The organism is Micromonospora globbae (genome assembly GCF_003610785.1).
In the GTDB taxonomy this organism is placed as follows: domain Bacteria; phylum Actinomycetota; class Actinomycetes; order Mycobacteriales; family Micromonosporaceae; genus Micromonospora; species Micromonospora globbae.
Genome location: NZ_RAQQ01000005.1, coordinates 156230 through 177187, shown reverse-complemented (window position 1 = coordinate 177187; position 20958 = coordinate 156230). Strand labels below are relative to the sequence as shown.

Genomic DNA, 20958 nt, shown 5'->3' with positions numbered 1-20958 from the left:
GACCCGACCGGCGCGGCAGGCGGGCCCGACACCGACGGCAGCCCTGGCGGTGACCGGGGAACCTGCTGTCCGGTCGCGGACAACGACCGGGACGATACCGGCGGAAAACGGGCAGTCGGGACCTCGGCCGAGGGTCCGCCATCATCACAGTGGCCCGCTCGGGGGCCTACCCACGGTGTACGGTGGCGCCGTCCGGCAGATCCACCCCTGCCGGGGCGGTTTGCCGCCCGCGAAACCCGAAACGCGGACGGCGCGTTACGTTGGACATCCGGGCCGCCGGGGTCCGGGCGGGTCGAACACGGCCGGAAACGGGTACCGAGCGGTCACGAGCAGGAGTGAGGTCAGGGAGAGACGTGCCGAGCAACGCGGGAACCACCCGTCTGGTCATCGTCGAGTCACCGGCGAAGGCCAAGACGATCTCGGGCTACCTGGGCCCGGGGTACGTCGTGGAGGCGAGCTTCGGCCACGTCCGGGACCTTCCGCGCAACGCCGCCGACGTACCGGCCAAGTACAAGGGTGAGCCGTGGGCGCGGCTCGGGGTGGACGTCGACAACGGCTTCCACGCCCTCTACGTGGTCTCTCCGGACCGGAAGCAGCAGATCAGCAAGCTGAGCAAGCTCGCCAAGGAGGTCGACGAGATCCTCCTGGCGACGGACGAGGACCGCGAGGGCGAGGCCATCGCCTGGCACCTCGTGGAGACGCTCAAGCCCAAGGTGCCGGTCAAGCGGATGGTCTTCCACGAGATCACCAAGCCGGCCATCCAGGCGGCCGTGGCCAACCCGCGCGAGATCGACCGCGACCTGGTCGACGCGCAGGAGGCACGGCGCATCCTCGACCGGCTGTACGGCTACGAGGTCTCCCCGGTGCTGTGGAAGAAGGTCATGCCGAAGCTGTCGGCGGGCCGGGTGCAGTCGGTGGCGACCCGGATCGTCGTCGAGCGGGAGCGCCAGCGGATGGCCTTCCGCACCGCCGAGTACTGGGACATCCTCGCCACGCTGGCCGTCCAGAACGCCGGCGAGGGCCCGCGTACCTTCAACGCGACCCTGATCGCCCTGAACGGCGACCGGATCGCCACCGGCAAGGACTTCGAGCCGACCACCGGCCGGGTGCGGCCCGGCGCCGGGGTGGTGCACCTGGACGAGAGCGGCGCCCGGGGGCTGGCCGCCCGCCTGGACGGCCGTCCCTTCACCGTCACGCGCGTCGAGGAGAAGCCCTACCGCCGTCGCCCGTACGCGCCGTTCATCACCTCCACGCTCCAGCAGGAGGCGGCCCGCAAGCTGCGGTTCTCGTCGCAGCAGACGATGCGCACCGCGCAGCGGCTCTACGAGAACGGCTACATCACCTACATGCGTACCGACTCGGTGAACCTGTCGGAGACCGCCATCGCGGCGGCCCGCCGGCAGATCGTCGAGTTGTACGGCGAGCGCAGCGTGCCGCCGGAGCCGCGCCGCTACACCGGCAAGGTGAAGAACGCGCAGGAGGCGCACGAGGCGATCCGCCCGGCGGGGGACAACTTCCGTACCCCCGGTGACGTGGCCAAGGAGCTGTCGGCCGAGGAGTTCAAGCTCTACGAGCTGATCTGGCGGCGCACCATCGCCTCGCAGATGACCGACGCGGTGGGCTCCAGCGTGTCGGTGCGCATCCGTGCGCTCTCCTCCACGGGCGAGGAGGTCGACTTCGGCGCCACCGGCAAGACGATCACCGACCCGGGCTTCCTGCGGGCGTACGTCGAGTCGAGCGACGACGAGAACGCCGAGGCCGAGGACGCCGAGCGGCGGCTGCCCACGCTCGTGAAGGACCAGCCGCTGACCGCCGAGGAGCTGGCCGCGCAGGGGCACCACACCCAGCCGCCGGCCCGCTACACCGAGGCGTCGCTGGTCAAGGCGCTGGAGGAGCTGGGCATCGGCCGCCCGTCGACGTACGCGTCGATCATGCAGACCATCCAGGACCGCGGCTACGTCTTCAAGCGCGGCCAGGCGATGATCCCGTCCTTCCTGGCGTTCGCCGTGATCGGGCTGATGGAGCGGCACTACCCGCGCCTCATCGACTACGACTTCACGGCCAGCATGGAGAACGAGCTGGACGAGATCGCCGGCGGCGACCACGCGGCCGTCGACTTCCTCACCTCCTTCTACTTCGGCAGCACGAACGGCACCGGCGACCAGGCCATCGCCCACGCCGGGGGCCTGAAGAAGCTGGTCACCGAGAACCTCAGCGAGATCGACGCGCGCAGCGTCAACTCGATCCCGCTCTTCACCGACGACGAGGGTCGGGAGGTGGTGGTCCGGGTCGGCCGGTACGGCCCGTACCTGGAACGGCGGGTGCCGGGCGAGGAGGCCGCGCCCCCGGCCGAGGGCGAGGAGGGCGGCGCCCACGGCGACCGCGCGCCGATCCCCGAGGGCCTGGCGCCGGACGAGCTGACCCCGGAGAAGGTGCACGAGCTGTTCCTCGGCGGGGGCGGCGAGCGCAAGCTCGGCGACGACCCGGCCACGGGCGAGCCGATCCTGCTCAAGTCCGGCCGGTTCGGCCCGTACGTGTCCAGCGGCGAGCGGCGCTCCTCGCTGCTGCGCTCGCAGTCGCCCGACACGCTCACCCTCGACCAGGCGTTGCAGCTGCTCAGCCTGCCCCGCCTGATCGGCACCGATCCCGAGGGCAACGAGGTGGTCGCCAACAACGGCCGCTACGGCCCGTACGTCAAGCGCGGTGACGAGTTCCGCTCGCTGGACTCGGAAGAGAAGATGTTCACCGTCACGCTGGACGAGGCGCTGGCGCTGCTGGCCGCTCCGAAGACCCGCCAGCGGCGGGCCGCCGCGCCGCCGCTGCGGGAGCTGGGCGTCGACCCGCTGACGGAGAAGCCCCTGGTCATCAAGGACGGCCGCTTCGGCCCGTACGTCACCGACGGGGAGACCAACGCGTCGCTGCGGCGGGGCCAGACCCCGGAGGCGCTGACCATCGAGGAGGCCTCCGAGATGCTCGCCGAGAAGCGGGCCAAGGGTCCGGCGCCGCGCAAGAAGGCGGCGGCCAAGAAGGCGCCGGCCAAGAAGACCGCGGCGAAGTCGACGGCGGCGAAGAAGACCGCGGCGGCGACCAAGTCGACGGGGACGCGGAAGGCCACGACGGCCAAGGCCGCGCCCGCCAAGAAGGCGGCGCCCCGGAAGGCCACGACCGCGACCGAGTAGGACGCCACGGCGGGGCGCGCACCGCCCGGCACCGTCCAGGACGCGCTCCGCCGGGGCTGTCCGGGACGCGCACCGCCCGGCACGCGCTCCGCCCGGGGCTGTCCGGGACGCCCCCGGGGCGGTCAGCCGCCGTGCCGCTCCTGGCGCATCTTCTCCCAGCGGTCCGCGGCGGCGCTCATCTCCTCCTGGACGAAGAGGAAGAAGTCCCGCAGCTCGGCGAGGCGCGCGCCGGCCTGCGACGTCTCGTCGCCGACGGCCACCACGCCCTCGTGCACGACGTCGGCGAACCTCGTGTAGATCCCGCTGCGGATCATCGCGGTGTACGTGCGGGACTCGGCCGCCTTGTAGAGGTCCCGGCGGGAGCCGGGCGCGGGCTCGCGTACGGCCATGCCCACGTGGATCAGGTAGCGCACCGCGCCGGAGACGGCGGCCGGGCTGACCCCGAGGCGCTCGCTGATCTGCGCCGCGGTCATCCCGGTGTCCTCGGCGACCAGCAGCGCCGCGAGCACCCGGGAGGGCATCCTCGGTACGCCCATGTCGCTGAACGTGAGAGCGAAGTGCTCGATGAAGCGGCGTACGGCTTCCTCGTCGCGGTGACCTGGCGGCTGCATCGTCCTATCTTTCACCACGTTCTGAAGTCCCTGTAACGATCGCCCGGTGCGGCGTCCCACCGCCCGCCGACCCGACGGCGCGGCCGGCGAGCCGGCCGCGCCGCGGACAGGGGAGCTTGGATCATGAGGCGAGGTTACGTCGGCGGAAGAGGGTCAGCCCCGTGGCGCCGAGTGCGAGCGCGAGGACGGACATCACCGCCATCGGCGCCAGCGTGGCGTCGGCCGGCACCGCCGGGACGTGACTGAACGGCGAGACGTCCCGGACCGCCTCGGGCACGCCGAGCAGCGACCCGTACGGGCCGAGGACGAAGCCGGACCAGGCCAGCCCGACCGACAGCCGCGGCACGAGCCCGAAGAGCGCCACGGCGAGGCCGGCGAGGATCAGCACCGCCGGCAGCTGGAGGTACGCCGTGCCGGCCAGGTGCCGGACCTGGGCGGCGGGATCGCCCGCGCTCGCGCCGTACACCAGGCCGATCGAGACCGCCGCGAGCCCGAGCATGGCCACGGCGCCCGCCGTAGCGACCACGAGGTGCCCGCCCAACCAGGCCAGCCGGCCGGTCGCGGTGGCGAGCACCGCCTCGGCCCGCCCGCTCGACTCCTCGGCCCGGGCCCGGAGCAGCGTCTGGACCAGGTACCCGGCGACCAGCACACCGATGGTCGTCAGCATCGCGGCGAAGAACGTGTCCATCACCGCGTGCCCCCGCCACCGGCGAGGTCGTCGAGCCTCCCCGTGACGTTCTCGTTCGTCGCCAGCTCGTCGGCGACGGCGTTGGCGATCGAGCCGACGAGCAGCCCGAACGCCGTGATCGTGACGGTCCAGCCGAGCACCGTGCCGCGTTGCAGCCGCCAGGCCAGTCCGAGCGGGCTGAGCAGCGCGGCGGACGCGCGGGCCGGTCCGGGGCGGTCCGCGAGCAGGCCCATGCCCACGTCCCGCCGCGCGGTCAGGGCGAAGGACGCGGCCGTCAGGACCGCGAAGAGCGCGACCGGGAGCACGAGGACCCACCACCGGTCGCCCGCGAAGGGCCGCATCTGCATGGTCCAGCCGATCGGGGAGAGCCAGGAGGGCCAGGCGCTGGTCATGGTGTAACCGTCCGGCTGGACCTCGCCGAAGACGTCGGCGAGGCCGCGGAGCAGGTAGGCGACGCCGACCACCGTGGCGGCGATCCCGTTGGCGGCCCGCGCTCCCTGGGTCAGCTGCGCCGCGACGGCCGCGACCCCGGCGAAGGCGATGCCGGCGGCACCGACCCCGGCACCGGCCGCGAAGGAACCGGCCGCTGGCAGGCCGTTGCCCGTGAAGGCGAGCCCGATCAGCGCGGCGAGCACGACGTTGGCGCCGACCACGACCGTCAGGGCGGCACTCAGGTTCGCGTGCCGGCCGACGGCCGTCGCGCCGATCATCTCGGCACGCCCGGTCTCCTCGTTCTGACGGGTGTGCCGGACGACGGCGAGGGTGCTCATGAAGCCCGCCATCAGGGCCAGGAACGCCAGGATCCCGAAGGCGGTCATCTGGCCGTCGCTGGTGCCGGTGGGCGCGGCCCGGAACATCAGCAGTCCGGGCGTCTCGACGGCCACGCGCAGGACGGCCAGGCGGTCGGCCTCTGTGGGGTACTGCGAGTCGGTCGCCGAGCCGGCGAACGCGCCGAGCGCGACGGTGCTCAGGATCCAGACCGGCAGCTGTACGCGGTCGCGCCGCAGCGCGAGGCGGGCGAGCCGGCCGCTGCCCGTGTAGGCGGTGCTCACCGGACACCCACCAGTTCGTCGCCGTAATGGCGCAGGAAGAGTTCCTCCAGCGACGGCGGGGCGCTGGCGAGGGCGCGTACGTCGAACCGGGTCAGGTACTCCAGCACCCGGTTCAGGTCGGCCGTGTCCACGGCGAACGTCGCGTGGGTGGTGGACACGACGGCGTCGTACACGCCGGGCAGCTCCGCCAGCCCGGTGATGGGACGCGCGGTGTCCACCGAGACCGAGGTGCGGGTCAGATGCCGCAGCTCGGCGAGGGTGCCGCTCTCCACTGTCCGGCCCTGCCGGATGATGCTCACCCGGTCGCACAGCGCCTCCACCTCAGAGAAGATGTGGCTGGAGAGCAGGACCGTGCGGCCCTGGCTCTTCACCTCGCGTACGCACTCCTGGAAGGCCGCCTCCATGAGCGGGTCGAGCCCGGAGGTCGGCTCGTCGAGGATGTAGAGCTCCACGTCGGAGGCGAAGGCGGCGACGATCGCGACCTTCTGCCGGTTCCCCTTCGAGTACGTGCGCGCCCGCTTCGAGGGATCGAGCTGGAACCGCTGGATCAGGTCGTCCCGGCGGCGCCGGTCCAGGCCGCCCCGGAGCGACCCGAACAGGTCGATCGCCTCACCGCCGGTCAGGTTCGGCCACAGGTTCACGTCGCCCGGCACGTACGCCAGGCGCCGGTGCAGGTCCACGGCGTCCCGCCAGGGGCCGCCGAGCAGGCTGACCGACCCGGCGTCCGCCCGCAGCAACCCCAGCAGGACCCGGATGGTGGTGGACTTCCCGGAGCCGTTGGGGCCCAGGAAACCGTGCACCTCGCCGACGTCCACGTGCAGATCCAGTCCATCGAGTGCGCGAACCCTGCCGAAGGTCTTCACCAGCGCGGAGGCGGAGATAGCAGTCATGCCCTGAACGCTACGCCGGTTTCACAAAATCGTGAAACCTCTGAAGCATATAAAACGCGTTAAAAATCGGGGGGAGAGACTCCGCCGCGCGAGCCGTCGCTGGGCTGATGATCGCGCTGGATCGGTGAAGTAGTGGCCTCGCGGGGATCGGGAGCCACTACTTCCGTGTCGGGGTGTGATCGTGGCGACCGGATCTGCGTGGCCGGGCCGGCCGTGCGGACGGTCAGTCGCCGAGGACGCGGGTCAGGTGGGGGCTCGTGAAGACGCGGTCGGGGTCGAGGCGGTCGCGCACCGCCCGGAAGTCGGCCCAGCGGGGGTACGCGGGGGCGAGCGACGCCGCGTCGCGCCAGTGCAGTTTGCCCCAGTGCGGCCGACCGCCCAGACCGGCGGCGACCCGTTCGAAGGCCGTGAAGTACGGCTCGTACGGCATGCCGACGTACTGGTGGATTGCCACGTACGCCGAGTCCCGGCCGTAGCCGTGCGACAACCAGATGTCGTCGGCGGCCGTGAAGCGGATCTCCACGGGGAAGAGCACCTTGAAGGGCAGCTCCGCCACGATCCGCCGGAGCGCGCCGAGCGCCTCGCCGAGCGCCTCGCGCGGCATCCCGTACTCCATCTCGACGAACCGGACGCGGCGCGGGGTGCAGAAGACCCGGTCGGAGCGGCCCGTGTACCGGCGCTCGGTGAGCGCCCGCGCCGAGATCGCGCTGATCGTCGGGGCGAGGGCCGGCACGGCGCGGCCGACCCGGCACGCCCCCGCGAAGACGGTGTTGGACAGGAACTCGTCGTCGAGCCAGCCGCGCCAGCGGGGCAGCGGCCGGTCGTCGGCGGCCACGCGGTCGTTGGTCTTGACCTGCACCCGGGTCGTGTAGGGGAACCAGTAGAACTCGACGTGGTCGTGCCCGGCGACCAGGTCCGGCAGTGCGGCCAGTACGTCGTCGAGCGGTGCCGGACGCTCGTGCGCGTGCAGCACGAACGCGTCCACGCAGCGCAACGTCACCTCGACGACGACACCGAGCGCCCCGAGGGACACCCGGGCGGCGGCGAGGACGTCGGGATGCTCCTCGGCCGAGCAGCGCAGCACCTCGCCGGTGCCGGTGACGAGGGTGAGCGCCTCCACGAAGGTGGCCAGGCAGCCGTACCCGGCGCCGGTGCCGTGGGTGCCCGTCGAGATGGCGCCCGCGACCGTCTGCGCGTCGATGTCGCCGAGGTTGGGCAGGGCGAGGCCGTGCCGCGCGAGCAGGTCGTTGAGCGCGCGCAGTGTCATCCCCGCGGGTACCGTGACGAGCCGACCCTCCCGGTCGACCCGTACGCCGGTGTCCAGCGCCGCCAGCTCCATCCGCCGGTCGTCGGCGAGGGCGACCGGGGTGAAGGAGTGTCCGCTGCCGACCGCCCGGATCCGGCCACCGGCGGCCCGCGCGACCCGGACCGCCTCGACGACCTCGGCGGTGGTGCCGGGGCGCAGGATGGTGGAGGTGCCCCGCTGGTTACCGGCCCAGTTCGACCACGGGACGCTGGACGTTGCGGTGCCGCCGGCCATGCGCACTCCTCGACATGAATATGAACTGACTTCATATCAAGAACGTTGTCGCTGGTAAATACCGCAACTGAGTCCCATTCGTTAGACCGGTAGTCACTGAACAGTGACGTGCAGATATGTTCACCGTCGAAGGGGGGTGGCGCCGAGTGTCCACACCAGCCGCCACGACCGGGCCACTGCGCCGCGTACCGGTGCAGGGTCGAAGTGTCGCTCGGGTCCAGCGGATGCTGGACGCCTGCGCCGAACTCGTTGACGAAGTGGGGTACGAGGGGCTGACGACGACCCTGCTCGCCGAGCGGGCCGAGGTCGCCATCGGCTCGGTCTACCAGTTCTTCCCGGACAAGCGGGCGATCGTGCAGGCGCTGACGCTGCGCACGATGGAGTCCTACCTCCAGCGGCTCGACGAACGGTTCGCCTCGGACGACCTGACCCACTGGTGGGACGGCGTCGACGCGGCCATCGACGAGTACATCACGATGCACCGCACCGTCCCCGGATTCCGTACCCTGCACTTCGGCGACGTGGTCGACCTACACCTGCTCGATGAGCAGAGGGACAACAACGGGGTGATCGCGGACCAGCTGGCCCGCGTGCTCACCGAGCGCTTCGGGCTGACCGGTGTCCCCGAACTCCGTTTCCACCTGGAGGTCGCCGTGGAGACGGCCGACGCGCTCATCAAGCTGGCGTTCCGCCGGCAGCCCGAGGGTGACGAGCGGGTGCTGGCCGAGGCGAAGTCGCTCATCCGGGAGTACCTGCACCGCCAGGTGGACGCCACGACCGACGCCGGCCGAGCCGGCTGAACCAGTCGCCGCCGACCCAGGTGCGCGGGTGGCGGCGGGGCCCGGGGTGCGACCGGGCGAGGGCAGGGCCCGGGGTGCGACCGGGTGACGCAAGGTCCGGGGTGCGACCGGGCGACGACGTGACGAGGGGTCCGGGGTGCGACCGGGCCACGGTACGGACGGACGGCCCCCGGGTGCGACGGGGTGACGGTGCGGACGACGGCCCGGGGTGCGACCGGGGTGACGCCGCCCTCGGGGGCCGCGTCCGGCCGGCACCGGGCGGTCAGAGGAAGGCGTGGCCTTCGCCCCGGTACGTCGGCACGGTCGCCACGACCGTGTCCCCCTCGACCAGGTGCAGCTCGTTGACGTGCTCGCAGAGCTCGCCGGCCTTGGCGTGGCGGAACCACACCCGGTCACCGACCCGGAGGGTGGCCGCCGCCGGGCCGGCGAGCGGGGTCTGTACCTCGCCGGCGCCCTCGGCGCCGAGCAGCTTCAGCCCCGCCGGCAGGACCGGCCGGGGCAACCGGCTGGCCGCCGCCGGGCCGGAGGCGATCCAGCCGCCGCCGAGCACGGTGGCCAGGCCGGGCGCCGGCCGGCGGACGACCGCGCACGCGAAGTAGGCCGCCGGGATGGGGCGCCAGGCGCGGTACGCGTCGAAGAGCGTCGGCCCGTACAGGCCCGATCCCGCGGTGACCTCGGTGACCGCGGGATCGGCGCTGGTCGCCGCCACGCTGCCGGTGCCGCCGCCGTTGACGAACTCCAGGTCGGCGTGCTCGCGTACGGCGGCCACCGCGGCGCTGCGCCGGCTCAGCAGTTCGCGGTACGAGCCACGCTGGGCGAGCCGGATGGCCGTTCCGACCACCGCCTGCCCCGGGGGCGCGTCGCCGAGGCCGGCGATCTGTGCCTCGTACGCCATGAGGCCGACCAGCCGGAAGCCGGCGCGCCCGGCCACGGTGGCGGCGAGCGCGCCGGCCGCGGCGGCGCTGTGCACCGGTGAGCGGCGCACCCCGACGTGCACCCGTCCGCCGAGGGGCCGCCAGGAGGCGTCCAGGTCGAGGCAGACCCGCAGCTCGGGGCGGCGGTCGGGGCCGCGTACGGCGTCGACGAGATCGAGTTGGTCGGTACCGTCGACCATCAGCGTGACGGCCGCCGCGAGTTCGGCGTCCGAGGTGAGCTCGGCGAGCGCGGCGCGATGCGCCGTGGGGTAGGCCACCAGCACGTCGTCGGAGACCCCCGCCCGGACCAGCCAGATCGCCTCGGGCAGGGTGAACGCCATGACACCCCGCCAACCGGGCCGGCGCAACGCCCGGCCGATCAGCTCCCGGCTGCGGACCGACTTGCTGGCCAGCCGGACCGGTTTGCCGGAGGCGAGGCCCGCCAGCGCGAGCGCGTTGGCGTCGAAGGCCGTGAGGTCGACCACGGCGTAGGGCGGGTCGAGGTGTGCGGTCGCCCGGTCCAGGCGTCCGCGAAGTTCGTCACTGTCGATGGCCACGTGTGCACGCTAACTGTCGGGCGGTCAATGCGAAACACCCTCGCGTATGCCCGGCTGCGGCGGGTGGTCCCGGCGGCCTAGGCTCGGCGAGCAGGAGAATGTCCCGGTGGGGCCGCGGCCCACCGGGACTAGAGTGTTCCACCGGGGATGCCCAGCGATGGGCCGGCACGTGGAGGTACGGCCATCGAAAGCCAGAACAACGGCGAGTCGTCCGGCGTGTCGCCGTCCGGTAACCAGCCCGACGGTCCTGCCGGCCGCCCGGAGAGCGCCCCGATCGGCAGCGCCGCGGGGCAGATCGGCGGCGCGGCGAGCCAGTCGCCCCCCGCACCCCAGACCGACCGGTCCGGCATCGGCGCCATCCGCTCGGTGCTGCGCATCCGGCCGTTCCGCCGGCTCTGGATCGTGCTCGGGGCCGCCTCCTTCGGCGACTGGCTCGGCCTGCTCGCCACCTCCGTCTTCGCCGCGTCCCAGGTGCAGGGCAGCACCGCCAAGGGTGCCGCCTTCGGCCTCGTGATCGGCATCCGGCTGTTGCCGGCACTGGTGCTCGGGCCGATCGCCGGCGTCCTCGCCGACCGGTTCGACCGGCGCTGGACGATGGTCATCTGCGACCTGCTGCGGTTCGTGCTCTTCGCCTCGATCCCGCTCGTCGCGTTGCTCGGCCTCCGCGGCGGGCTGGTGGTCGGCTGGGCGACGATCGCCACGTTCCTGGTCGAGTCGATCACCCTGCTCTGGATTCCGGCCAAGGAGGCCGCGGTCCCCAACCTCATCCCGCGCGCCCGGCTGGAGACGGCCAACCAGCTCACCCTCATCACCACGTACGGCCTGACGCCGGTGTTCGCGGCGCTCGCCATCGCGGTGCTCGACCGCAGCGTGCGGGCCGCGACCGGTGGCGAGGTCCCCGGCTGGGCGGAACCGGCCCAGTTGGCGCTCTGGTTCAACGCGTTCTCCCGCCTCGCCACGGCGGTCGTGGTGGCGTTCGGGATCAAGGAGATCAGCCAGGCGCGGGCGGCCCGGCACGAGCGCGCCGAACAGAGCATGACCCGGCAGTTCGTCGAGGGCTGGCGCTTCATCTCCCAGACCCCGCTCGTCCGGGGGCTGGTGCTCGGCATCTTCGGCGCCTTCGCCGGTGGCGGCATCGTGATCGGCACCGCCCGGTTCTTCGCCAACTCGCTCGGCGCCGGTGACGCCGCGTTCTTCCTGCTCTTCGCGGCCATCTTCATCGGGCTGGCGATCGGCATCGGGCTCGGCCCGATGATCGTCAAGGAGATGTCGCGGCGCCGCTGGTTCGGCATGAGCATCGTGCTCGCCAGCGCGGCGGTGATGACCCTCGCGTTCGCCATCCACCTGTCGATGGCCATCGTCGGGGCGATCCTGGTCGGCGCCGGTGCCGGGATGGCCTTCCTGGCCGGCACCACGCTGCTCGGCGGGGAGATCGCCGACGAGGTGCGCGGCCGGGTCTTCGCCGTGGTGCAGATCGGCACGCGGCTGGTGCTCCTCCTGGCGATCACGCTGAGCAGCGTGCTCGCCGGCGTCGGCGGCTCCCGCAAGCTGGAGATCGCCGACCTGGGCGTCTCGGTGTCGTCGACCCGCCTGCTGCTCCTCGCGGCGGGCGCGGCCGGCATCTTCGCGGGGATCAGCGCGTTCGGGCAGATGGACGACAAGAAGGGCGTGCCGGTCCTGGCCGACCTGTGGGGCTCGATCCGGGGCCGTCCGCTCATGCCGGCCGAGCCGTTCGTCTCCACCGGGCTCTTCGTGGTCTTCGAGGGCGGCGAGGGCGCCGGCAAGTCCACCCAGCTCGCGCTCCTCGCCGACCGGCTGCGCGGTCAGGGGCGCGACGTCGTGGTCACCCGCGAGCCGGGCGCCACCGCGGTGGGCGAGCGGATCCGGTCGCTGGTGCTCGGCACCTCCGACGGCGAGGCGCCGTCACCGCGGGCCGAGGCGCTGCTCTACGCCGCCGACCGGGCACACCACGTGGCCACCGTGGTCCGCCCGGCGCTGGCGCGCGGCGGTGTGGTGATCAGCGACCGGTACGTCGACTCGTCCCTCGCCTACCAGGGCGCGGGGCGGACGCTCCCGGTCGACGAGGTCTCCTGGCTCTCGTCCTGGGCCACCGGCGGGCTCAAGCCCGACCTCGTGGTGCTGCTCGACATCGAGCCGCACGCCGGGCTGTCCCGGGTGGCGGCCCGCAGCGAGGAGGCCGACCGGCTGGAGGCCGAGTCGGTCGCCTTCCACGAGCGGGTCCGGTACGCGTTCCTCGACCTCGCCGCCGCCGACCCGAAGCGCTACCTGGTGCTCGACGCCGCGCGTCCGGTCGAGGAGATCGCCCGGCAGGTGGCGCGGCGGGTCGACGAGATGCTCGGCAACCCCGCCGGCATCGTGCACCCGCGCCCGGCCCAGGGACCCGACACCTCGGTGCAGCCGGAGTTATCCGACGCGGAGCTGGTGACGATGGAGCAACGGACCTGATGCCCGACGTCTTCGCCGACCTGGTCGGTCAGGACGAGGCGGTCGCCACGCTGCGCCGGGCCGCCACCGCGGCGGCGGCCGTGCTGCGGCACGCCGCCGGCGAGCGGGCGCTCGCGCTCACCCCGGCCGCCCCGGACTCCGCCGAGTCCGCCGGTGGATCCGGCGACCCGGGCGCCGGGATGACCCACGCCTGGATCTTCACCGGGCCGCCCGGTTCCGGGCGGTCCGTGGCGGCGCGCGCCTTCGCCGCCGCCCTCCAGTGCGCGTACGGCACGGGCTGCGGCGAGTGCCCCGGCTGCCACACCACGATGGCCGGTACGCACGCCGACGTCCGGCTCGTGGTGCCGGAGGGGCTCTCCATCGGCGTCGACGAGATGCGGGCGCTGGTCCTGCGCGCCGCCAGCACCCCGTCCGGCGGGCACTGGCAGGTGGTAGTGATCGAGGACGCGGACCGGCTCACCGAGGCCGCCGGCAACGCGCTGCTCAAGGCCATCGAGGAGCCCCCGCCGCGTACCGTCTTCCTGCTCTGCGCCCCGTCCACCCACCCGGACGACATCTCGGTGACGATCCGGTCGCGCTGCCGGGTCGTACCCCTGCGACAGCCCTCGGCCGACGCGGTAGCCGAGGTGCTGGTCCGCCGCGACGGCATCGCCCCCGACGTGGCGCAGTGGGCGGCGGCCGCCGCCCAGGGGCACGTGGGCCGGGCGCGACGGCTGGCGCGCGACCCGGAGGCGCGCAAGCGGCGGGACGCCGTGCTCGCCATCCCCCGCCGGCTCACCGGGGTGGGCGCCGCCTTCGACGCGGCGTCCGCGCTGATCGAGGCGGCCGAGGCGGAGGCCGAGGCCTCGGTGGCGGAGGCCGACGCGGCCGAGCGCGCGGCGCTGGAGACGGCGCTCGGCGCGGGCGGCACCGGCCGGGGCGCGGCGGGCGCCATCCGCGGCGCGGCCGGCCAGCTCAAGGACCTGGAGCGGCGGCAGAAGTCGCGGGCCACCCGCGCCCAGCGGGACGCACTGGACCGGGCGCTCGTCGACCTCGCCGGCTTCTACCGGGACGCGCTCACGATGGCCCTGCGGGCGCCCGTCGCGCCGGTGCACACCGACGCCGCCGCGCTGGCCGCCGCCGGGGCGCAGAAGTGGGACGCCGAGGGGGCCCTGCGCCGCCTGGAGGCGGTACTGGCCTGCCGCGCGGCCATCGAGGCGAACGTGAAGCCGCGCATCGCCGTGGAGGCGATGATGCTCGCCCTCTGGCGGGGCTGAGCCGCACCGCCCCCTCCACCCGGCCTGGTCCCACGCGCCGGACCCGTCGTCCACAGGCATCGACAGCCGCGATTTCCATGCGGTACGGTCCGGGAATGCCGTGGTGACGGTGACGACACGCTCAGTGAGGATCAGTCCGGGAGGAGTGGCCGATGCCACGGGGGGAGATCGACGAGGCCTGGATCGAGGAGGCCGTGCGGCGCTACCACCGCATCGAGTCGCTCCAGGCCGAGTTCGACCAGGCGGTGTCGACCGTGGAGGTCACCGTGCGCTCGCCCGACGGCCTCGTCGAGGTGGTCGTGACGGCCGCAGGCCGGATCACCGACGTCCGCTTCCTCGGCCCGCTGCACAACCGCAACCCCCGCGACGTCGCCGGTTCCGTGCGGGCCGCGGTCACCGCTGCGGCCGACGCCGCCGAGTGGGCCCGCGAGAAGCTGCACAACGAGACGTTCGCCGCCTACCGACCGCTCGCGGGAGCCTGAGATGGACGCCCTTCGCGCTCTCGCCGCCCGGCTCGACGAGGCGGCCGCCACGCTCACCACGCTCTCGCACACCGTCACCGCGAACGACCCGCCGCAGGCCGCCTTCGGCGCCGACGCACCCGGCCGGCCGGGCGAGATCGGGCGCGCGCTGCACCGGCAGTGGACGGCCGCCACCGACAACCGGGCGCGGGAGGCGCGCGCGGCCGCCGGCCGGCTGGGCGCCGCCGCGGCGGCCGTCCGCGAGGCCGCCGAGCACTACGCCGACGCCGACCGCGGGGCCCGGCGGCGCCTGGCCGGTGAGGCGTGATGGACGCGCTCGACCGGCTCGCCGAGCCCGGCCTCGACCTGCTGCGCCGGGTGGACACGCTGCTCGCCGCGGGCGCCCCCGAGGGGCACCGGGTCTGGCCGCTGCTGCGCCGCATGCAGGTGCTGCCCGGCGAGGCGGTGCGCCACTTCCTCGACCTGCGCCCCGGGCCGCTGTCCGGTGCCGGGCACGGGGTGCGCCGGCTGGTGCGGGGGTACGACGACGTGTCCGCCACGCTGACCGACCCGGTGCTCTGGTCCGGGCCGGCCGCCGAGGCGTACGCGCAGTCGCGCGCCGCGCTGCTGCGCCACCTCGACGAGGGGCCGGACAGCATGGTCGGCCGGCTGGAGTCGACCGCCGGCTACGCCGACGCGCTCGCCGACTGGATCGAGGGCAGCCGCCTCGCGCTGGCCCGGGCGCTCGCCGACGTGCTGCGATCGTCCGAGGCCGTGGCGGTGGTCGCCGCCACCTCCGTGCTGACCGGTGCGACGACCCGATCGGGGTCGGCCGGGCCGCGGACCGTCGAGGCCGCCGACATCGGCGCCCGCGTGCTGGCGGTGCTGTCCGTGGCGTACGACGGTGCGGAGACGCTGCTGCGCCAGTGGGGCCCGAGTCTCGCCGAGTCGACGTGGCGTCCGCCGGTGGCCGGTCGGCCCCGCTACGACACGGTTACCCGCGTCGGGTGGTGAGCGGGCGGGGGTTCCCGCCGCCGGGCACCTCGCGCTCCTCTCCGGAGGTCAGCGCGCCGTCCCGGTCCGCTCCCTGGCCGGCCCGGTCCGCTCCCCGGCCGCCGATCCACGTCGTGCCGGTGCTGGTGCTGGTGCCGGTGATGGTGCCTGTCCGGGACGGTCCGGGACGGTCCACGGCGTCGCGCGCGGGCGCCCGGTCGAGCCGGGCACCGGCGGCGACGCCGTGGCCTTTCCCTGCACCCCCCGCAGGTATGGTCTCCACTCAACGCCGCCGCAGGTCGTTTGTCGCCCGTGCCGGCCCGGATTCAACCGTCCGGGCGAGGCCCAACGGCACGTCGGTCCGGTCCGCGTATCGGTCGAGTCGACCGCCGTGGATGGCTGCACGGCGTAGTCGTCCGGCGACGCCCGGCGGGCCCCGAATCCGCGTCCCGTCGTAGGGTGGGGGCATGGGCATGCTCTGCGCGGTCAGTTTCAACCGGTACGGGCGCCTCTACTACCTGGATCCGGGCGAGCTGCGTCCGCAGGTCGGCGACAAGGTGCTGGTGCCCACGGACGACGGGCCCGAGGTGGCCGAGTGTGTGTGGGCCGCGCAGTGGGTCGGAGAGGACACGGACGGCTTCCCGAAGCTCGTCGGCATGGCGGGCGAGGAGGACCTGCGCCGGGACGAGGCGCTGCGCCGCCGCAAGGCCGAGGCGAAGGTGGCCGCGAAGCGGCTGATCCGGGCCCACGGACTGCCGATGAAGGTCGTGGCGGTCGACCACGTGCTCGGCTCCGCCGACGGGAGCGGCGAGCGCACGACCGTCTACTTCACCGCGCCGCACCGGGTCGACTTCCGCTCACTGGTCCGCGACCTCGGCGCCACCCTGCACTGCCGGGTCGAGCTGCGCCAGCTCTCGGCGCGCGACTCGGCGCGGGTGCAGGGCGGCATCGGCTCCTGCGGCCGGGACCTGTGCTGCGCCACGTTCCTCACCGACTTCGAGCCGGTGACCATCCGCATGGCCAAGGACCAGGACCTGCCGCTCAACCCGCTGCGCATCTCCGGGGCGTGCGGCCGGCTCATGTGCTGCCTCAAGTACGAACATCCCCTGTATCAAAAATTCCAGGAGTCCGCGCCGCCGGTCGGCACCCGCGTCACCACACCGCAGGGCGACGGCCGGGTGGTCGGCCACAGCGTTCCCCGGGACTCGGTCACCGTGCGGCTGGACGCGGACGGCTCCCGCTGCTCCTGCTCCCGCGCCTCCGTGTGCGCCCCCCGCCAAGCCCACGACCAGCACTACAACCCCTGACCCCGCCCCGCGCGCCCGTCCTGGCCGCCCTCTTCCGGCGCGTTGATCATGAGGTTATCGCCCTCCGCCTCGGCGTGTCGTGGCAACAACCTCATGATCAACGGGGACCGGGCCGGGCGGGGAGGCCGGGGGGCGGGCGGGGGCCAGGGGTTAGGTCAGGGTGATCGGGGGTTCGGCCAGGCGGGGGGTCAGCGGGGTCTTCGGTACCAGCCAGGAGGCGGTCGGCGTCTGATCCGGGTTGACCTGCCAGTCGCGGGCCACCCGGTCCACGGCGACCGGGTAGATCGTCAGGCTCCCGTCCGGGTCGATCCGCATCCGCAGGAACGCCTTCGAGTCCTCGATGCCCTGCCCGGCGAACAGCTCGTTCAGGTTCACCCCGAACGTGCCGGCGATCAGCAGGTACGCCGCCACCAACTGGCTCGCCACCAGCCCGCTGATCGGGCCGTACACCACCGCGGCGGCGACCACGGGCAGCGGCCACGGCCAGTCGGAGAACGGCAGCTGCAACCAGAGCCACGTTCCCGCCGCGCCCAGCGCCACCTGGGCCAACCCGTGGGTGACGCCCAGGATCCAGTGCCGGGCGTGCCGTTTGCCGCCGGCGCTCGGCGGCTTGGCGAAGAACGCGGCCCCGAGCAGCGTCACCCCGAGCATCAGCACCAGCGGCACACTGAACAGCCGCTGCTCGCTGGTGCCGGCCCGGTTTGTCGCCACGCCCGCCATGGCGAGCATCAGCAGCGTGTGCAGGGTGCCCAGCAGGGTGGTGAAGCCCGGGTTGCGCAGCGGCAGCCGGGGGAGGATCCCCCAGCCGTAGCGCCGGCTGCGGGCCGCGTCGGGGTAGCGCGCCTTCAGGTCGTACGGGCGGGAGAGGCTGGCGCGCCGCGCGAGGGTGTCCTTCGGGGGCACCTGGATCCGCTCGGGGAGCTTGTGCGTCGGGTAGAGGTAGGCGCCGCCGCTGCCGCAGGTGATGAGCTGCCGGTCCGGGCCGGCGTACCGGGCGTAGTGGTGCAGGTCGCCCGAGATCAGCAGCCGGACCTGCGCGCCCGTGGGCGCGATGATCGTACGGATGAAGTAGTCGATCGAGTCGTACGCCGTGGGGTGGTCGACGGCCTTGACCCACGTCGGCGCCGGCACCGCCAGGATCACCCGGTGCTGCGGGCCGAGCTTGCCCGCGACCGTGTCGAAGTAGGCCAGCTGGGGGTCGTCCAGGTACGAGCCGGACTGGTCGTCCAGGCCGAGCAGCCACCAGTTCCCGGGCAGCTCCACGGCGAAGTAGGAGCGGGACTGGCCGGTGCCCCAACCGCCGAAGTGCCGGTCCCGGGAGCGGACGAAGAGCCGCAGGAAGGCGGTCAGGCCGTCGTACCAGTCGTGGTTGCCGGGGACCGCGAAGAGGGTGGGACGCTCGGGCGGGGTGGCCGGCAGGGCGGCCTGGTAGGGGCCCTTGCAGCGGTCCTCGTACGCCTCGAAGGCCGCCGACGGGTAGACCTGGTCGCCGCCCATCACGAGCGTCTGCGCGCGCGGGAGGCGGTGCCCGTCGACCTCCAGCTCCGGCTGGGCGAGCAGGTACGCGACCGAGTACGTGGCGTTGAAGCCGTCGCCGAGGTCGGCCACGTAGTCCAGCCACAGCCCGCCGTCCGGCCCCACCTGCCGCTCGATGCGCGCCTCGAGGGAGTTCTGCAGCTCCCGCTTGTCGAGGTACGCCCCGAAGAGCATCGCGAGCAGCGTACGGATGCCGGTGCTGACGAGCAGGAACGGCGCGAGCCACGGCACCGGCTTGCGCGGGGTGAAACCCAGCTCCAGCGGGTCGGTGCTCCGGGGGCGGCGGGCCGCCCGCTCACCGACCGGCTCGCCGGGTCGCGCGGAGACCGGGTCGGGGTGGGGACGATCATCGGTCACCGCCGCAGCGTAGTCCCGGCCCTGTCGTTCCTGCTGTCCGGCGAACGACGGCTTGGTGCGCCCTGTCCGGTTTGTCGGCGTCGACGAGGACCCGGGGTATCGGGTTCGGCGGCGGCGGGCGCGTGCCGTACACTTGGGCGTCGTTGCCGCCTTAGCTCAGTCGGTCAGAGCGACGCACTCGTAATGCGTAGGTCGTGAGTTCGATTCTCACAGGCGGCTCGGTGAAGAAGCCCAGGTCACGGACCTGGGCTTCGCCGTTTTCGCTGTCGACCACGCCGCCGCCGGCCCGTCGAGTCCTTGGATGGTCCTTGCCCCGTGCGGCGGCCGCCTCGTCAACGCGGCCGGGCCGCGCCGGCCCGGACCTGGCCTGCTGGCGACCTCCGGTCGGATTCGGCCGGGCCGGTCCGGCCGCGTTGACGGACGACCAGAACCTAGGCGGGACTCCGCCCCGTCGCCGCAGGCGAGGCGCTACACAGTGCACCGACGCTCTCGTACCAAGTGCCCAGTTCCACCGGCATGGTGACCTCGGCGGTCAGCTGGTCGGGGGTCTGCACCGAGAAGCGCATCGGCAGAGCATTCGGGCTCACCATGCGGCAATCAACCGTCAGCCGGACGTCTATCCCGCCTGTGCTGCCCGGGACCAGCAACAGTGACTGGTCGCTCTCGCGTACCAGTACGCCCGTCTCCTGCGCTCCGACGAAACGAACCATGACCGGTATGGAACCGGCGTTGACCACCGTCAGCTGGGCGTCGACCTCGGCGTTCCCGCCGCGTCCGGTGCCCCCGCTGGTGGGGCCGGCCATCGCGTCGACCGCGACCCTGGCCGGTTGTGCCTGTTGTGCGCGGCGTTCCTGGAATGTGGCAACACCGGCACCGCCAAGCGCCGCACCGAGAGCGAAGGCGCCGACGAGGTACAGCGCCGTACGTTGTCTCGACGGCACGCGTTCACCCGGACTCTCGTCCGACCCGGCAGGATCCCCCTCTCTCTGATCCAGGTCGATGAACCCGTGCTCTGTTGCCATGCCAGGAGCATAGGGCCGACCTGTCCCACGCCGTCCGCCGTCGCCGGTCCGTATCTGGTCCGCAGGTGGCAACGGCATCGTCTACGGGCCCCGCTGGCGGCATAGGACACCATCATCCGAGCGACCTCGACCCCGTCGACCGTGAACTCCGCCAACGGCTTGCGCCGCAGCTCCGTGCAACGCCTGACGAGAGAGGTAGCGTCCGGGCCTGGGTCCGGCCAGACGTCCCGTTCAAGCTGCTCGATCGTCGTCACGAGCGGTCAGGGAAGTCCGCTGAACCTGCGTTGTGGATGTCGAGAACGCGCGGGCGGCTCCGTCCCCGGGGTACGAGCAGCCGAACCGGCCTCGACGACATCGACGAAGGAGCGACCGCCATGCAGCAGAACGAGATCACCGCGATCCTGAACCTCCCGATCAGCCAGGAGCTCCTGTCTCGCGACCTGCTCCGCATGGCGTACGTCGCCAAGGACGGCACCCCGCGCAACATCCCGATCGCCTTCACCTGGAACGGCTCGGAGATCGTCGTGTGCACCACGAAGAACGCTCCGAAGCTGCCGGCCCTGCGGCACAGTCCCGAGGTCGCGCTGACGATCGACACCGAGGTGCACCCGCCGAAGATCCTGCTCATCCGCGGTCGAGCGGCCCTGGACGTGGTGGACGGCATCCCGGAGGAGTACCTGCAGATGAACGGCAGCTACGAGATGACTCCCGAGCAGCGTGTCGAGTGGGAGGCCGAGGTCCGTTCGCTCTACGACGGCATGGTCCGGATCGTCATCACTCCGACGTGGGTCAAACTCATCGACTTCGAGACGACCCTTCCCTCCGCGGTCGAGGAGCTGGTCCGGCAGCGGGCCGAGCGTCAGCGCGCCTGAACCGCACATGGCGGGAGGACCGGCAGCCCTCCGGCCAACTCCATCCGCCTGCGTACGACCTCGCCGTCGTCGCTGACGAATCGTGCTGGCGTACCCGGGTCACGCGGTCCGGCGGACCGTTCCACGGACGACTCGGACGGCGATCCAGACGCCGCCGCCCAGGAGGCTCAGACCGAACAGGGCCACGACCAGCTCGTAGGCCCTGGAGGCGTCGTTGAGTGGCGGCCCGTTCGGCGGCATCGGATCCCACGCGCTCCACACACCGCCGAGGAACAACACCCCGACGACTGCGAGGGCAAGCGCCACCAGCAGGGACGCTGCCCGCCCGATCCACGTCAGCATCGCAACAGTATCGCCGCGGAACCCGCTTCCATGGGGTCGGACGAATCGATCGCGGCGGTTCCGGGTCGCTACCGGCATTGACGGCTGTTGGTATAGAGGGTGCGGGGAGGGGGCG

Annotated in this window: 17 protein-coding genes, 1 tRNA gene and 1 pseudogene; 10 read left to right on the top strand and 9 right to left on the bottom strand. The window is 73.0% G+C overall.

Going from position 1 to position 20958, the window contains the following annotated elements; all coding sequences use genetic code 11:
- Positions 1-353: 353 nt before the first annotated feature.
- Positions 354-3179, top strand: coding sequence for a type I DNA topoisomerase (gene topA, locus D7I43_RS08835; RefSeq protein WP_120327929.1), 2826 nt, complete (start codon positions 354-356; stop codon positions 3177-3179).
- A 122-nt stretch (positions 3180-3301) separates the two neighbouring features.
- On the opposite strand, the gene D7I43_RS08830 is transcribed toward topA, so the two are convergent.
- The 5 genes from D7I43_RS08830 to D7I43_RS08815 form a co-directional block, all read right to left on the bottom strand.
- On the bottom strand, positions 3302-3790 hold the full coding sequence (locus tag D7I43_RS08830; protein WP_120327928.1) for a GbsR/MarR family transcriptional regulator: 489 nt from the start codon (positions 3788-3790) through the stop codon (positions 3302-3304).
- 121 nt (positions 3791-3911) lie between these two features.
- A complete protein-coding gene (locus D7I43_RS33540; protein WP_240032864.1) occupies positions 3912-4478 on the bottom strand; it encodes a hypothetical protein in 567 nt (188 codons plus the stop codon).
- Positions 4478-5530 carry an ABC transporter permease gene (locus D7I43_RS08825; RefSeq protein ID WP_240032863.1) on the bottom strand — a complete coding sequence of 351 codons (1053 nt, stop codon included), beginning with the start codon at positions 5528-5530 and terminating at the stop codon, positions 4478-4480. Before D7I43_RS08825 ends, D7I43_RS33540 begins: the two co-directional genes overlap by 1 nt.
- A complete protein-coding gene (locus D7I43_RS08820) occupies positions 5527-6420 on the bottom strand; it encodes an ABC transporter ATP-binding protein (protein WP_120327927.1) in 894 nt (297 codons plus the stop codon). The genes D7I43_RS08825 and D7I43_RS08820 overlap by 4 nt, the downstream gene beginning before the upstream one ends.
- A gap of 223 nt (positions 6421-6643) precedes the next feature.
- Complete coding sequence (locus tag D7I43_RS08815) at positions 6644-7960, bottom strand: D-arabinono-1,4-lactone oxidase (protein WP_120327926.1); 1317 nt, start codon at positions 7958-7960, stop codon at positions 6644-6646.
- 224 nt (positions 7961-8184) lie between these two features.
- On the opposite strand from D7I43_RS08815, the gene D7I43_RS08810 reads away from it, so the two are divergent.
- Positions 8185-8760: a TetR/AcrR family transcriptional regulator gene (locus tag D7I43_RS08810; protein ID WP_120327925.1), complete on the top strand. Its 576-nt coding sequence runs from the start codon at positions 8185-8187 to the stop codon at positions 8758-8760.
- 262 nt (positions 8761-9022) lie between these two features.
- Here D7I43_RS08810 and D7I43_RS08805 read toward each other — a convergent pair whose 3' ends face one another.
- The gene (locus D7I43_RS08805) at positions 9023-10231 is read right to left on the bottom strand and encodes an amino acid deaminase/aldolase (RefSeq protein WP_120327924.1); all 1209 of its coding nucleotides are present in this window, start codon (positions 10229-10231) and stop codon (positions 9023-9025) included.
- 402 nt (positions 10232-10633) lie between these two features.
- Between D7I43_RS08805 and tmk the strand changes: the two genes are divergently transcribed.
- From tmk to D7I43_RS08765, 6 genes and pseudogenes are all read left to right on the top strand, one after another.
- Positions 10634-12697 carry a dTMP kinase gene (gene tmk, locus D7I43_RS08795; protein ID WP_240032878.1) on the top strand — a complete coding sequence of 688 codons (2064 nt, stop codon included), beginning with the start codon at positions 10634-10636 and terminating at the stop codon, positions 12695-12697.
- Between the two features lie 65 nt (positions 12698-12762).
- Positions 12763-13953, top strand: a pseudogene (locus D7I43_RS08790) (DNA polymerase III subunit delta'); the annotation flags it as partial.
- A gap of 152 nt (positions 13954-14105) precedes the next feature.
- Positions 14106-14435: a YbaB/EbfC family nucleoid-associated protein gene (locus D7I43_RS08785; protein ID WP_120327921.1), complete on the top strand. Its 330-nt coding sequence runs from the start codon at positions 14106-14108 to the stop codon at positions 14433-14435.
- Position 14436: 1 nt separating this feature from the next.
- Positions 14437-14742, top strand: a complete 306-nt coding sequence (locus D7I43_RS08780; protein WP_120327920.1) for a hypothetical protein — start codon at positions 14437-14439, stop codon at positions 14740-14742.
- On the top strand, positions 14742-15428 hold the full coding sequence (locus tag D7I43_RS08775) for a hypothetical protein (protein ID WP_120327919.1): 687 nt from the start codon (positions 14742-14744) through the stop codon (positions 15426-15428). Before D7I43_RS08780 ends, D7I43_RS08775 begins: the two co-directional genes overlap by 1 nt.
- A 446-nt stretch (positions 15429-15874) precedes the next feature.
- Complete coding sequence (locus tag D7I43_RS08765) at positions 15875-16714, top strand: PSP1 domain-containing protein (RefSeq protein WP_120327917.1); 840 nt, start codon at positions 15875-15877, stop codon at positions 16712-16714.
- A gap of 150 nt (positions 16715-16864) precedes the next feature.
- On the opposite strand, the gene D7I43_RS08760 is transcribed toward D7I43_RS08765, so the two are convergent.
- Positions 16865-18607: a metallophosphoesterase family protein gene (locus D7I43_RS08760; protein WP_120327916.1), complete on the bottom strand. Its 1743-nt coding sequence runs from the start codon at positions 18605-18607 to the stop codon at positions 16865-16867.
- A gap of 145 nt (positions 18608-18752) precedes the next feature.
- On the opposite strand from D7I43_RS08760, the gene D7I43_RS08755 reads away from it, so the two are divergent.
- Positions 18753-18826: transfer RNA gene (locus tag D7I43_RS08755), tRNA-Thr, on the top strand.
- Positions 18827-19038: 212 nt separating this feature from the next.
- On the opposite strand, the gene D7I43_RS32725 is transcribed toward D7I43_RS08755, so the two are convergent.
- Positions 19039-19629: a hypothetical protein gene (locus D7I43_RS32725; protein WP_158610085.1), complete on the bottom strand. Its 591-nt coding sequence runs from the start codon at positions 19627-19629 to the stop codon at positions 19039-19041.
- Positions 19630-20003: 374 nt separating this feature from the next.
- Between D7I43_RS32725 and D7I43_RS08740 the strand changes: the two genes are divergently transcribed.
- Positions 20004-20501, top strand: coding sequence for a pyridoxamine 5'-phosphate oxidase family protein (locus D7I43_RS08740; protein WP_120327913.1), 498 nt, complete (start codon positions 20004-20006; stop codon positions 20499-20501).
- Positions 20502-20600: 99 nt separating this feature from the next.
- On the opposite strand, the gene D7I43_RS08735 is transcribed toward D7I43_RS08740, so the two are convergent.
- A complete protein-coding gene (locus D7I43_RS08735) occupies positions 20601-20843 on the bottom strand; it encodes a hypothetical protein (protein WP_120327912.1) in 243 nt (80 codons plus the stop codon).
- Positions 20844-20958 lie beyond the last annotated feature (115 nt).

Coding starts and splice junctions, on each gene's coding strand:
- D7I43_RS08830 (WP_120327928.1), bottom strand. CDS start 3,790: ATGCAGCCGCCAGGTCACCGCGACGAGGAAGCCGTACGCCGCTTCATC.
- D7I43_RS08815 (WP_120327926.1), bottom strand. CDS start 7,960: ATGGCCGGCGGCACCGCAACGTCCAGCGTCCCGTGGTCGAACTGGGCC.
- D7I43_RS33540 (WP_240032864.1), bottom strand. CDS start 4,478: ATGGACACGTTCTTCGCCGCGATGCTGACGACCATCGGTGTGCTGGTC.
- D7I43_RS08820 (WP_120327927.1), bottom strand. CDS start 6,420: ATGACTGCTATCTCCGCCTCCGCGCTGGTGAAGACCTTCGGCAGGGTT.
- D7I43_RS08735 (WP_120327912.1), bottom strand. CDS start 20,843: ATGCTGACGTGGATCGGGCGGGCAGCGTCCCTGCTGGTGGCGCTTGCC.
- D7I43_RS08765 (WP_120327917.1), top strand. CDS start 15,875: ATGGGCATGCTCTGCGCGGTCAGTTTCAACCGGTACGGGCGCCTCTAC.
- D7I43_RS08740 (WP_120327913.1), top strand. CDS start 20,004: ATGCAGCAGAACGAGATCACCGCGATCCTGAACCTCCCGATCAGCCAG.
- D7I43_RS08785 (WP_120327921.1), top strand. CDS start 14,106: ATGCCACGGGGGGAGATCGACGAGGCCTGGATCGAGGAGGCCGTGCGG.
- D7I43_RS08775 (WP_120327919.1), top strand. CDS start 14,742: ATGGACGCGCTCGACCGGCTCGCCGAGCCCGGCCTCGACCTGCTGCGC.
- D7I43_RS08810 (WP_120327925.1), top strand. CDS start 8,185: ATGCTGGACGCCTGCGCCGAACTCGTTGACGAAGTGGGGTACGAGGGG.
- D7I43_RS08780 (WP_120327920.1), top strand. CDS start 14,437: ATGGACGCCCTTCGCGCTCTCGCCGCCCGGCTCGACGAGGCGGCCGCC.
- D7I43_RS32725 (WP_158610085.1), bottom strand. CDS start 19,629: ATGGCAACAGAGCACGGGTTCATCGACCTGGATCAGAGAGAGGGGGAT.